12 protein-coding genes and 1 riboswitch are annotated in these 12,356 nt (G+C 64.5%); of the genes, 5 read left to right on the forward strand and 7 right to left on the reverse strand.

All coding sequences use genetic code 11. The annotated features are described in order from the left end of the window. Positions 1 to 107 precede the first annotated feature (107 nt). Positions 108 to 1,145: an Lrp/AsnC family transcriptional regulator gene (locus FQP90_RS08595; RefSeq protein ID WP_144649312.1), complete on the forward strand. Its 1,038-nt coding sequence runs from the start codon at positions 108 to 110 to the stop codon at positions 1,143 to 1,145. Here FQP90_RS08595 and FQP90_RS08600 read toward each other — a convergent pair. Beyond that, on the reverse strand, positions 1,142 to 1,855 hold the full coding sequence (locus tag FQP90_RS08600) for an SAM-dependent methyltransferase (RefSeq protein ID WP_144649313.1): 714 nt from the start codon (positions 1,853 to 1,855) through the stop codon (positions 1,142 to 1,144). The genes FQP90_RS08595 and FQP90_RS08600 overlap by 4 nt on opposite strands. A gap of 172 nt (positions 1,856 to 2,027) precedes the next feature. Here FQP90_RS08600 and FQP90_RS08605 point away from each other — a divergent pair, with 172 nt between their 5' ends. Further along, entirely contained in the window at positions 2,028 to 3,950 is a 1,923-nt protein-coding gene (locus FQP90_RS08605) for an FG-GAP-like repeat-containing protein (RefSeq protein WP_167510440.1), read from the forward strand. A 5-nt stretch (positions 3,951 to 3,955) separates the two neighbouring features. Here FQP90_RS08605 and soxR read toward each other — a convergent pair whose 3' ends face one another. Further along, positions 3,956 to 4,480, reverse strand: a complete 525-nt coding sequence (gene soxR, locus FQP90_RS08610) for a redox-sensitive transcriptional activator SoxR (protein WP_144649315.1) — start codon at positions 4,478 to 4,480, stop codon at positions 3,956 to 3,958. Here soxR and FQP90_RS08615 point away from each other — a divergent pair. Then, a complete protein-coding gene (locus tag FQP90_RS08615; RefSeq protein WP_144649316.1) occupies positions 4,479 to 5,873 on the forward strand; it encodes an MFS transporter in 1,395 nt (464 codons plus the stop codon). The two genes, soxR and FQP90_RS08615, sit on opposite strands and share 2 nt — an antisense overlap. A gap of 350 nt (positions 5,874 to 6,223) precedes the next feature. Beyond that, positions 6,224 to 7,942, forward strand: coding sequence for a DEAD/DEAH box helicase (locus FQP90_RS08620; RefSeq protein ID WP_208759969.1), 1,719 nt, complete (start codon positions 6,224 to 6,226; stop codon positions 7,940 to 7,942). 75 nt (positions 7,943 to 8,017) lie between these two features. Here the strand turns inward: FQP90_RS08620 and FQP90_RS08625 are convergent, their stop codons facing one another. The 5 genes from FQP90_RS08625 to FQP90_RS08645 form a co-directional block, all read right to left on the reverse strand. Beyond that, positions 8,018 to 8,668: an MBL fold metallo-hydrolase gene (locus tag FQP90_RS08625; RefSeq protein WP_144649318.1), complete on the reverse strand. Its 651-nt coding sequence runs from the start codon at positions 8,666 to 8,668 to the stop codon at positions 8,018 to 8,020. 4 nt (positions 8,669 to 8,672) lie between these two features. Next, positions 8,673 to 9,677: an aldo/keto reductase gene (locus FQP90_RS08630; RefSeq protein ID WP_144649319.1), complete on the reverse strand. Its 1,005-nt coding sequence runs from the start codon at positions 9,675 to 9,677 to the stop codon at positions 8,673 to 8,675. A gap of 195 nt (positions 9,678 to 9,872) precedes the next feature. Then, the gene (locus FQP90_RS08635; RefSeq protein WP_144649320.1) at positions 9,873 to 10,247 is read right to left on the reverse strand and encodes a DMT family transporter; all 375 of its coding nucleotides are present in this window, start codon (positions 10,245 to 10,247) and stop codon (positions 9,873 to 9,875) included. 2 nt (positions 10,248 to 10,249) lie between these two features. Continuing rightward, positions 10,250 to 10,564, reverse strand: coding sequence for a DMT family transporter (locus FQP90_RS08640; protein ID WP_091552225.1), 315 nt, complete (start codon positions 10,562 to 10,564; stop codon positions 10,250 to 10,252). A 9-nt stretch (positions 10,565 to 10,573) separates the two neighbouring features. Further along, a riboswitch (guanidine-III (ykkC-III) riboswitch) is annotated at positions 10,574 to 10,639 on the reverse strand. 57 nt (positions 10,640 to 10,696) lie between these two features. Next, positions 10,697 to 11,344, reverse strand: a complete 648-nt coding sequence (locus tag FQP90_RS08645) for a HutD/Ves family protein (RefSeq protein WP_144649321.1) — start codon at positions 11,342 to 11,344, stop codon at positions 10,697 to 10,699. Between the two features lie 98 nt (positions 11,345 to 11,442). Between FQP90_RS08645 and FQP90_RS08650 the strand changes: the two genes are divergently transcribed. Next, a complete protein-coding gene (locus tag FQP90_RS08650) occupies positions 11,443 to 12,039 on the forward strand; it encodes a phosphoribosylanthranilate isomerase (protein ID WP_144649322.1) in 597 nt (198 codons plus the stop codon). Positions 12,040 to 12,356 lie beyond the last annotated feature (317 nt).

A 12,356-nucleotide genomic window follows, 5' to 3' on the forward strand; every position in this document is an offset into this window, starting at 1 on the left:
TCATGCCATTCTGGGGTGATGTGATTCACATGCCCGGAAACATCTTGAAATATGCATTTGTTTCTCTCAGGCGCACGATTCATGCACTGTTCTGAGATAATCGGCTCATGGAGCTCAGCGAAGAGGACTTACGCCTGGTCAACGCCCTGCAGATTTCGCCCCGGATCAGCTGGTCCGATGCCGGGGAAGTCCTGGGCGTGCATGCCACCACTCTGGCGTCGCGGTGGGAGCGGTTGAGGGGTGCAGGAGCTGCCTGGACCACCGCCCACCTCATGGGCGATCCGAAGGACATGTGCCTGGCCATGGTGGATATCGACTGCGAAATGCACCTCAGGCCAGATGTCACAGCCGCAGTGGCCGAACTCCCCGAAGTCATCACCGTGGAGGAAGCCGCCAGCAATCGTGATCTCACCCTGACGGTCATCACCCAGGACCTGGAGCAGTTCAGTACGCACTTGCTGCCGCAACTCAAGGAAATCCGCGGGCTCACCAAGTACCACACAGCACTCTGCACACGCATCCATACGAGCGGTTTTGCGTGGCGGCTCAACGTTCTCAGCAAGGCCGAACAACAGGCACTCCGGGCGCTCGCAGGTCCGGAATCGGCCAACCCTTCAGCGCCGGACGCGATCGTGGTCCAGCTCCCGGAAAGCCACTTGGCGCTGATACCTTTCCTCGCCCGGGACGGGCGCGCCACGGCGGCGGAAATTGCCCGGGCACTGGGCAGGAATCCTGCCACGGTCCAGCGCCAACTCGGGCGGGTCCTGAACAGTCGGATGTTGTCCTTCCGCTGCGAAATCGCCCAGCAGTTCTCCGGTTTCCCCATCACCGTGCAATGGTTCGCCAACGTTCCCGCCGGCCAGCACGAGGCCGCCGCCACGGAACTGAGGGCCATCCGGAACGTCCGCTTCTCCGCGTCCACCACGGGCCGGACCAACTTCACCATGATCATGTGGCTGAGGTCGCTGGCCGACGTCATGGAAATGGAACTGACCATCCAGCAGCGGATTCCGGGCATCGAACTGGTGGAAAGCGTGGTCATGCTCAACACGGCCAAACGCGTTGGGTGGATGCTGAACCCGGACTCCACCGCTACGGGAACAGTGGTGCCGCCCTACGGAGAGTTGCTGCCGGCTGGAATTTAGGCGTGCTTGGTTGCCCTCAAGACGGTGTCCAGAATTTTGGACTGCTCACCATCGGGTCCAGTGACGGTGCGCTCCCGGTCGGTCAGGACGTCCACGAACCACGGTTCGCGATCCAACCGGAGGGCGCCCGCCAGCTGCTCCGGGCTGAAGAACATGCCGGTGTCGTGGTGGTGGCTCCATGACGGCAGGCCGTGGGGGTGGTGCCCGACCACCAGCAGGGTCCCGCCCGGAGCAACCGCTGCTGCCGCCGAGGCCACGGAATCCCGCCACGGCAGGAGTGGGGAGTGCAGGAACTGTGCAGAGACCAGGTCGAACACCGGCTCAGGCGTCCACTCAGTGAGGTCCTGCTGCTGCCAGGTGATGCGGTCACCGTGGTTGGTTTCCGCTGCGTGCGCAGCGGCCCGTTCAAGCGCGACGGCGGACACGTCCATGGCGGTGACCGTCCAGCCCTGCTCGGCGAGCCACAGGGCGTCGGCGCCTTCGCCGCACCCCAGGTCCAAGGCGGTGCCGGGCTTCAAGCCGGCGGCCTCCGCGACGAGTTGGGGGTTTGGGTTACCGCTCCACACCTTGGGACGCTCCCGGTACATCCCGTCCCACATGTCCACGGCGTTGTCTGCATCTTCGTGGAGGTTGAGCCCGCGCTGCTGCGCCCCTTCAGGGGTGTGTTGACCGTGCTGGTGAGTTCCGCCGTCGTGCGTGTGTTCAGTCATAACACCAGCGTGCCGTGGGCGGGCTACCAAGGGCAATACCTGTTGCTGTTTCGGCAAATTTCCGGGCAGCAGCAGGGGTCTGGTTTTTCCAATCGATGGTGGTTAGCCTGAGGTTCACAGCGCCCCTGATGGTCTCGCGGCGCCTGAAATTGGGGGATTCATGGTGTTCCTGTTGCGAAAAATCAGTCTGAAGGCATGTCTGGCCGGAGCAGCGGCCGCGCTCATGGTGCTGGTGGCGGTGCCGCCGTCGCATGCGGTGTCCGACGCCGGTGCCACCCGCCTGCCGGCCGTCACCACGGCAGCCGTCCAAGGCAGCCTCAAGAAGATCGACATAGCCAATCCCCGCTTTGTGGAACGCAACAGGGATGGCTCCAAGCTCTTCGTGGCCAGTCCCGAAGGGCTGGTATCCGTCATCGACACCGCGCAGGAATCCGTGACCAAGAGCGTGCAGGTGGGACCCGCCACGGCCATGTCGCTCAGCCCGAATGGACTAAAAGCCTTCCTTGCAACGGGGACTTCCGTCACGATCGTCGATACTTCGACGATGACCGTGGCGTCCGTCGTTGCGATGGGGGATGAGGTAGCCAGTATGGTGACCAGCCCTGGCGGAACGGCGCTGTACGTGGCGCTCAAGACCGCTGGCGTGAAGGTTGTCGATGTTGCCTCAGCCAAAGTGACAGCTCAGATAGCCGCGGGCAGCAACATCTCCAGACTGCTCGCCACGCCGGACGGGTCAAAGCTCTATGCCCTCAAGGGTGCGTCTGTAGCGGTCATTGACACCAGGACGAAAGCCGTCCTCAGCACCGGTCCGTTGACCGGGGATGACGGCACCATCTCGCCGGATGGAACGCGGTTGATCACGGTCTACGGGTGGGGGTTATCGGTTATTGACACCACCACAGATAAGGTTCTCGCTTCATTTTCAACGTTCCTGACGCCATCCCGGCCCGTTTTCAGCCCTGACGGCAAGCGTGCCTTCTTCGCGGACCACGGGCAGCCCTACTACCCGAAGCCGGGCGTGCGGGTCATCAACAATCCGATGCTGTCCCAAATCAACCTCGAAACCCTGATGGTCGGCCAGGCCACTCCGGACAGGCAGGACTACTTCCACACAGGCGACGTCACGGTCAGTCCGGACGGAACCCGGCTCTACAAGTCAGCTAGAACCAACATTCAGGTGTGGGGCGCCAGGTCGGCCGACTTCGACCTTCCACTCGTTGAAACCATCAAGTTCGACACCTATGTTTACGTCGCGGCGATGGCCCCGGACGGGTCCAAGCTCTACGCAGCAGCCTTTGAAGCCAACGCCATTTGGGTGGTGGACACCTCGAGTCAGCCAAGGAACGTCTGGAAGGACTACAATTCCGACGCCACTACCGATCTGCTCGCGCGGGACACGTCGGGCACCCTGTGGCTCTACCCCGGCGATGGGAGAAAGGGGTGGCTTCCAAGGTCAGCAGTGGGTTCAGGATGGAATGGCATGAACCTTATCCTTTCTGCCGGCGACTTCAACGGAGACACCAATGCTGATGTCCTTGCACGCGACGTTGCCGGGGACCTCTGGCTCTATCCCGGGAACGGCCGTACAGGCTGGCTGCCGAGGATCAAAGTGGGCGTGGGCTGGAACGCCATGACCGCCGTCGTAACCCCCGGCGATTTCAACGGAGACGGCAAAGCGGACGTCCTGGCCCGTGACGCTGCCGGGGACCTCTGGCTCTACCAGGGCAACGGTGCCGGTGGCTGGCTTCCGCGCTCCAAAGCAGGAATCGGATGGAACCAGATGACGACGATTCTGGGGCCGGGGGAGTTCGGGGCTTCCGGAGAGGACATTATGGCCACAGACGCAGCCGGCACCATGTGGCTCTACGAAGGAAACGGCAACGGTGGGTGGCTGCCGCGCAAACAGATCGGTATCGGATGGAACGTCATGACGGCGATCGTGACCCCCGGCGACATCGACGGCGACGGGCTTCCCGATGTTCTGGCGCGCGATGCCAATGGAAACCTCAAGCTCTACCGCGGAACGGCGTCCGGCGGCCTGCAACCGGACCTGCAGGTGGGGGCCGGCTGGAACGTCATGACCGCCATCCTCTGATGCTGCTAGTTTGGCAGTGTCCAGCGTTGGGCGCCCGCCCCGGAGGCGCCGAGTTCATCAGCGGGATTCTGCAGCGTGCACGACTTCAAGCTCAGGCAGCCACAGCCAATGCACCCGTCGAGGTCGTTGCGCAGGTGTTGCAACGCGGCGATCCGCTCATCAAGTTCCTTGCGCCACCGAAGAGACAACTTGGCCCAGTCATGCTTGGTGGGCGTCCGGCCGTCCGGCAAAGAGTCCAATGCCTCCCGGATGTCCTTGAGCGGCAGGCCCACCCGCTGCGACGTCTTGATGAACGCGACCCGCCGCAGGGTGTCGCGCCGGTACCGCCGCTGGTTGCCGGCCGTGCGCTCGGCTTCGATGAGCCCGTTGCGTTCGTAGAAATGAAGGGCCGACGGCGATACTCCACTGCGCTCGGACAGCTCACCGATGGTGAGGGGCCGGTGGGCGGCGACGTGCGTCATGGCTCTGCTCCAAGGCTGGGCGTGGTGGATTGACCTCAACATTAGTTGAGGTTCTAGGGTTGCGTCCATGACCTCTGACACCTCAACGGCCGGGATACTGAGCCGCCCATACCTGCTTGCCACCGTGGGGGCATGCGCACTCGTGTTCCTGAGCGCGTTCGAGTCCCTCGCGGTGACCACCATCATGCCGCTTGTGAGCCGCGACCTCGACGGAGCCAGCCTCTACGCGCTGGCCTTCGCAGGTCCGCTGGCTACTGGCGTGATGGGCATGGTGGCGGCCGGTAACTGGTCCGACCGTCGGGGTCCGGCGGCGCCGCTGTACTCCTCAGTGGCGCTGTTCGTCGCTGGCCTGCTGATCGCGGGCATGGCCGGAACCATGGAAATGCTGGTGCTGGGACGCCTGGTGCAGGGCCTTGGCGGCGGTGCCATGACTGTTGCACTGTATGTTCTGGTGGCACGCGTGTACCCGCCTGCGCTGCACCCCAAGATCTTCGCGGCCTTCGCCGCGTCCTGGGTGGTCCCTTCCTTGGTAGGCCCGTTCGCTGCAGGTGTCGTGGCCCAGCTGAGCAGTTGGCACTGGGTGTTCCTCGGTGTTGTGGGGCTGGTTGTTCCGGCGTTGCTCATGGTGGTGCCGGCCGTCCGGGGCATGGCGTCCGAACCCGCCACCGAATCCGTCCCGTGGGCCTTCGGGCGTATGGGGTGGGCGGCGTTGGCGGCCGTTGCCGTCCTTGGCCTGAACCTGTCCGCAGAGGTGCCGGGAGTGGGCGGGGTGATTGCCGTCGTCGCACTTGTCATTGCCTTGATCGCGGTGAAGCCGCTGGTTCCGCGGGGGACCCTCACCGCCCGGCGGGGTCTGCCCAGCGTCATCCTGGTCCGTGGGCTCGCCTCGGCCGCGTTCTTCGGAGCCGAGGTTTACCTGCCGTACTTGTTGACTGAGCGGTACTCGTTCACGCCGACGTTCGCCGGGCTGACGCTCACGGGTGCCGCGCTCGCGTGGGCCGGGGCCTCGGCCATCCAAGGGAAGCTGGGCGCCAAGCTGGCCGACGATCTCGCCGTGAAGATCGGCGCCTTGTTGGTATTGGTGGCTGTGGTCTCGACGCTGGTAACAGCGGCCCTGGCCCTTCCCGCGGCTGTGGCTATTGGCGGCTGGATCCTGGCCGGTGGCGGCATGGGGCTCATGTACCCGCGGCTGAGCGTCATGACCCTGGCCCTGTCCACGCCCGAGAACCAGGGGTTCAACAGTGCGGCCATGTCCATCTCGGACTCCCTCGGCGGCGCATTGTCCCTCGCCGCGACGGGACTCGTCTTCGCGGCCTTCACGACGACGAACTCGTTTGCGGGCGTCTTCGCACTGACCGCTGTCATCGCCGTCGCCGGGGTTCTGATCGCGCCGCGGGTCGCCACCCGCGCTGGCGCATCCGAAACCCGCGACGCCGAACCCGAGCTCTCGCACCACGCCTGACCAGTTGTGGGGCCCGCTTTGCGCGCTTCGCGAGCCCGGAGACGCGCAAAGCGGGCCCCACAACGCATGCCTGACCTGCCCCGATGCAGGTCTCTGCCCCGATCACTGCTAGACTGGAAACACTTGATGTGCGGTGACGCCCTGAAGCAGGCGGCCTGAAAGGCTGCGCGACGGGGCATTTTTCATGTGAGAGGCACATCCTGCGTCGATGAACGCGTTCTATTTGGTCCCGGCCACCGCTGCTGCAGCGAATCGGTAGACCACCTGACTTTTCCTCGGCGAACCCCTGGCCCAACCGGCGTCGGGGGCCGATGTCCGCAATTGGACACCGCCCGAAAGACATGAAGTTTATGACTACTTTTGCTGCCCTTGGCACGCCCAAGGCCATTGCTGATTCCCTCGCCGCAGACGGCATCGAAGAGGCATTCCCCATCCAGGTGAAGACCCTCCCGGACACCCTCGCAGGCCGCGACGTCCTGGGCCGTGGCCGCACCGGCTCCGGCAAGACCATCGCTTTCGCCATCCCGCTCGTGGCCCGCTTGGCCGAGCGCGAAGCAAAGCACTTCCGCAAGCCGGGCCGCCCCATGGGCCTGGTCCTTGCGCCGACGCGTGAACTGGCAACCCAGATCAACGCCACCATCGAGCCGCTGGCCAAGGCCATGGGCCTGAACACCACGGTCATCTACGGCGGCATCTCCCAGGCACGCCAGGAAAAGGCGCTGCGCGCCGGCGTTGACATTGTCATCGCCTGCCCGGGCCGCCTGGAAGACCTGATCCGCCAGCGCATCCTGACCCTCGAAGCCGTTGAGGTCACTGTGCTGGACGAGGCCGACCACATGGCAGACCTCGGCTTCCTCCCGGTGGTCAAGAAGCTCATGGACATGACCCCCACCCAGGGTCAGCGCCTGCTCTTCTCCGCGACGTTGGACAACGGTGTTGACAAGCTGGTCAACCGTTACCTGTCCAACCCGCTGACGCACTCCGTGGACGATCCCCAGGCCGCTGTCACCACCATGGAACACCACGTCCTGGTGGTCAACGACCAGACCGTCAAGAAGCAGCTCATCGTTGAACTGGCCTCCGGAGCCGGCCGCCGCGTCCTGTTCATGCGGACAAAGCACCACGCCCGCAAGCTTGCCAAGACCCTCACCGACGCCGGCATTCCCGCCGTCGACCTCCACGGCAACCTGTCGCAGAACGCCCGCGACCGCAACCTTGCCGAGTTCTCCAACGGTGACGTCCGCGTCCTGGTGGCTACCGACGTCGCAGCCCGCGGCGTGCACGTTGACGACGTCGAACTCGTCATCCACGTGGACCCGCCCACAGAGCACAAGGCATACCTGCACCGCTCAGGCCGTACGGCCCGCGCAGGTTCCGATGGCACCGTGGTCACGCTGACCCTCCCGGAGCAGCAGAGCGACGTCAAGAAGCTCATGAAAGCTGCCGGCGTTGACGTTTCGTTCGAGCGCGTCACCGCCAACTCGCCGCTGGTTGCCGACCTCGTTGGCGAAATCGCCGACAAGGTTGATCCCCGCACCCGTGCAGCACTCCTCGCGGCGAAAGCCCCGCAGGGTGGCGGCACGTCCACCGGAGCCAATGCACAGCGCAAGCGTGCACGGCGTTCCACGCAGGCTGCTCCCACGGCCGGCGGCCGTGGTGGTCGCAACGGACGTGGCAAGGTCGCGGCTGAGCCGGTTCGCACCGACGTCAACCGCGCCGACCGTCGCGCAGCAATGAACGACGACGTCGCCCGCAGCTCACGTGGCCGCGGCAAGTCCGGTGCCACTCACCGCAACGACGTCCCGGGCTCGCAGGGCCAGGGCGGCCGCAGTGGTCGTCCGGCTACCGGCCAGCGCGCAGCTTCGGCTCCGCGCACGGCATCCACCACCTCTACGCGTACCGGCGGAAACAAGGCCGTATGGTCCTCCGCTACGGGCGCTACGTCCGGCGGATCCTACGGTTCGGGCTCCGGCAACTCCGGTCGCGGTGGATCCGGCGCAGGCCGTCCGGCACGGAGCGGTCCCCGCCGCGCGTCGGCTCCCGCGTCAAACGAGCGCCGCGGCCGCTAACCTCCCGTTGTGAGGCCCGCTCTACGCGCTTTCCGGAAGGAATAGAGCGCAGAGCAGGCCCCGCAACTGCAGGTGCTACCAGCCCCGCGCGCGCCACTCCTCAAGGTGTGGCCGCTCGGCTCCGAGGGTCGTGGGCAATCCATGGCCCGGGTGCACCAGGGTATCGTCCGGATAGGCGTCGAACAGTCGTTCCGACACGTCGTTCAACAGAGAAGTGAAGCGTGCAGGATCTTTCTGTGTGTTGCCGACGCCTCCCGGAAACAGCGAATCTCCACTGAAAATCTGGGCCGGTCCGTCCGGATCCTGGTACACGAAGGCGATCGAGCCAGGGGTGTGTCCACGCAGGTGGACCGCCGTGAGCTCGATGTCGTCGAACCGCTCAACGTCGCCGTGACCAAGCCGGACGTCCACCGGAACCGGCAACGCATCGGCGTCGTCCGCTCCTGCGGAAGTGCTGGCGCCGGTAAGGGCCACCAGCTCCGGCAGTGCCCGGACGTGGTCCCAGTGCTGGTGGGTGGTGGCGATCCTGACCAGCTTGGTGGGATTGCTCGAATCGCCGGCGGACTCCGAGAGAAGCTGCTGGATGGCCGGAAGGTCGTCAGCGGCATCGATCAACACCTGCGCACCCGTGGACTTTGACGTCAACAGGTACACGTTGTTGTTCATCTCGCTGACCGAGATGCTGCGAATGGTGACGTCACGTAGTGAGTGAATAAGCGAATCCATGCGTTCAGCCTACGTTCTTGGCTTCGCGGCCCTGCGAGACCCAGTTGGGGTCGGCGGAGCGCGAACCCACGACGGCGGTCGCGGCTTGGTGGAGCACCTCAAGTTGTGCTGGCCCCAGTTGCAGGGACAGTGCCCCCAGGTTCTCGTCGATCCGGTGCGTCTTGCGCGTGCCGGGGATGGGGACTACCGAAATCCCGAGGCGCTGACCTTGGGCGAACAGCCAAGCCAGGGCTACCTGGGCAGGAGTCGCATCCAGCCCACTGGCTACCTCGCGAACTGCGGCCACCACGGCCTGGTTTGCATCAAGTGCCTCGTCGCCAAAACGGGGGATCTTATGGCGGAAGTCATTTTCGCCAAGGTCGCCCGCGCTGACGGTTCCGGTGAGGAACCCGCGGCCCAGCGGCGAATACGGCACAAACCCTACGCCAAGCTCCTTGGCTGCAGGAACAACGTTGAGTTCAACATCCCTGCTCCAGATTGACCATTCACTCTGGACCGCGGCAATGGGATGCACGGCGTTGGCCTGCCTGAGCTCCTCGGCTGTCACTTCAGACAAGCCGAGGTGCCGGACCTTGCCCTCACGGACCAGCTCCGCCATGGCCTCCACGGTTTCCACTATCGGAACGCGGAGGTCGCGGCGGTGCAGGTAGTAGAGGTCAATCACGTCAGTGTCCAGGCGGCGGAGGCTCGCTTCCGCTGCTTGCCTGACGTAGGGCGCATCCCCGCGGACTCCCGTGTACCCGTCCGCGGGGTTGCCCTCAATTCCAAACTTCGTGGCTACCTGGATCTCGTCGCGGCGCTCTTTCAGGAGCCTGCCCACGAGTTCCTCGTTGCTGCCGGCGCCGTACACATCTGCGGTGTCGATGAACGTGATGCCCGCGTCCACCGCGTGCCTGAGTGTTTGCAGGCCTTCCTCTGGGTCGATCCCGCCATAGACCGGGGTCAAGGCCATTCCACCGAAACCGAGAGGGCTGACCGTGAGGCCATCTCCGAGCTGAACTGCAGTCATGAACGTCTCCAATGCGTGTTTGGGTGCTCTTGAAGGCATGAACCCGGCTACCGCCGCGGGTATTCCTGCGTGGCCTGCGTGGCGTGCGTGGCGTGGCGTGCGTGGCGTGGCCGATTCGATGGATCGCTGCGTACTGTGCCGTGCGAGCGGCATGGTCTGCAGCGATCCATCGAAATGGAGCGCAGGGACCCGCCGCTATTCGGTCTTGGCTACGGGTTTCTCTGCGGGCAACGCCTTCAAACCGGCGGCACAGCCCACGATTCCGGCGATGAAGAGGAGTTTCAGCGGGCTTGCCGATTCCACGCCCGTGATCATGGCCCAACCAACAGTCAGGGCCGCACCGATGCCCACCCACACCGCGTAAGCAGTACCGAGGGGGATGCGCTTCACCGCGATACCCAGTCCCAGCATGCTCAGTACTGCGGTGACAGCGAAGACCAGTGTGGGCATGAGCTGCGTGAAGCCATTGGAGAGCCCCAAAGCTGTGGCCCATACGGCTTCGAGGAGGGCCGATGCCAGGAGGATGCCCCAAAAGGTTCCGTTGCCGGTGTTCTTAGTGTTCGTTGTCATGGCTATGCCACCACCTTCAGGCCGACCACGCACGCCCCGATGCCGGCAAGCAGAAGCAGCCGGGCCGTCGTCGCACGTTCAACTTTGGTGACCATCGCGTACGTCGCAGTCAGCACTACGCCGACTCCAACCCACACGGCGTAGGCCGTGCCCGTGGGGATGGATTGCATGGCGATTGCCAGCCCGCCCATGCTGGCGATCACGGATACCAGGAAAACCACTGTGGGGACGGGTTTACGGAAGCCCTTGGAACGATGCAGAGCTGCGGCCCAAACGGCTTCGAGTGCTCCGGAAAGAATGAGAATTATCCACGACATGACATTTCCTTTGGCCAGTCTTGTCGCGTGCCGGGTACTGAACCGTCGTCCGGAGGTTCCAGAGGGGAACCTTCATTTCAGGCTAGCAACTCCCGCGCGGGGTGGCCACTTCTGGTGGTTAACGTCACCAACTCAGGCGTGAGTGGGTTCCACGTGGTCGATTGAGATCACTGCAACAAAACCGCGGCCGGAGATCTCGGGGCTGCGGGTGTCCGAGCCGACCACGGCGTCGTACCGTGACAACTCAACAGGTTCCCCGGGGCTGGTTGGGGGGACGCCGCCGTCGGACTTTTCCTCAGCAGCCGACTCTTCCTCGACTGCGGCGCCAGGCGCAACAGTCGCCTTTCCCTCCAGCAGGATGGCAAGTTGGCCTTCGAAAACGGGGTGCGCGCGCTTTTTGGAGATCTCAACGATGGACGTGTAGCCCTTGAAAGCGCCTGCGCGGGCGATGACGTTCAGGTCCCGGATGTCCCCTGTGGGAAGCGTGGCCGACGATGCGGCCTCGCCGGAGAACCGGAACGGACGGTACTTCTCCAGCGGATGTTCGGAGCCGTCCACGGTGAGGAGCAACAGTTCGCCGTCGATGATGGTGATGACCCGCTCCATGCCCGGGAAGGTGGAGAATTCTCCGGCTTTGGAGACGTCGGCGATGCTGACACGCCAATCCCATGCTCCGTCCTGCGCCGACGCGGCCTTGGGGTGGCTCGCGAGTTCGCGGGTCACCCCGCCCCCGTTGCGCCACGGTTCGGGATGGATGTCGGCAAAGCGGATGATCTCCATCCGACCAGCCTAGTGGTGGACGCCGCTTCTGCGTTGGCAACGTGGCTTGCTAACGTCATATGTGGAAAACGTTGTTCGGGTAGTGAGGGAGGGGCTGGATGTTCGTCAAAGTGTGCGGCTTGAGCACGCCCGAATCAGTGCGTGAGGCCGTCGACGCCAGTGCGGACGCCGTCGGTTTCGTCCTCACCACCAGCCCCCGGGAGGTCAGCCCCGACCAGGTTCGCATCCTGCTCCCGCTGGTGCCTGCCGGGGTTCATGCCGTGGGTGTTTTCCGGCATGAAGCCGCCGCCGATGCTGTGGTTGTGGCGCGGGCTGCCGGGCTTGGGTGGGTGCAGTTGCACGGCCACCGGACCGCTGACGACGTCAAAACAGTGCACGACGCCGGGATGCGGCTTATCCGGGCCGTCACCATGGGTGCCTCCCCGGACGAGTTCGCGGATTTGGGTGAAGACGTGTTCCTGATCGACGCCGCAGTGCCGGGGTCGGGGGAGTCCTGGGACTACGCCTCTGTGCGGGAGAAGGGGCTCGACAACCGGGAGTGGCTGCTTGCCGGTGGTCTGGAACCCGGCAATGTGGCCTTCGCCGCAGCCGCTGCCGGGGCTTGGGGAGTGGACGTTTCCTCCGGCGTCGAGTCCTCGCGGGGTGTGAAGGACCTGGCCAAGATCCGCGCGTTCGTCCAAGCCGCCAAAGCCTGACCCTCTCTCACGTCCCGTTGGTTTTGTGGCGGTCCTCTCTCACGTCCCTTTGGTTTTGTGGTGGCCCTCTCTCACGTCCCGTTGGTTTTGTGGTGGCCCTCTCTCACGTCCCGTTGGTTTTGTGGCGGCCCTCTCTCACGTCCCGTATCCGGGTGCCCGCCGTTTGGTTTTCTGAGACAGCTTGATGGGAGACGGTGTATCGGATGGCCACGCCCAGAGAAGTGATGTGAGAGAGGGTTGGTGGGGACTGGTGGGGATGTGAGAGAGGGGTGGTGGGGACTGGTGGGGATGTGAGAGAGGGATGGTGGAAACGTGCG

Source organism: Paenarthrobacter nitroguajacolicus, assembly GCF_007786235.1.
Classification (GTDB): domain Bacteria; phylum Actinomycetota; class Actinomycetes; order Actinomycetales; family Micrococcaceae; genus Arthrobacter; species Arthrobacter nitroguajacolicus_A.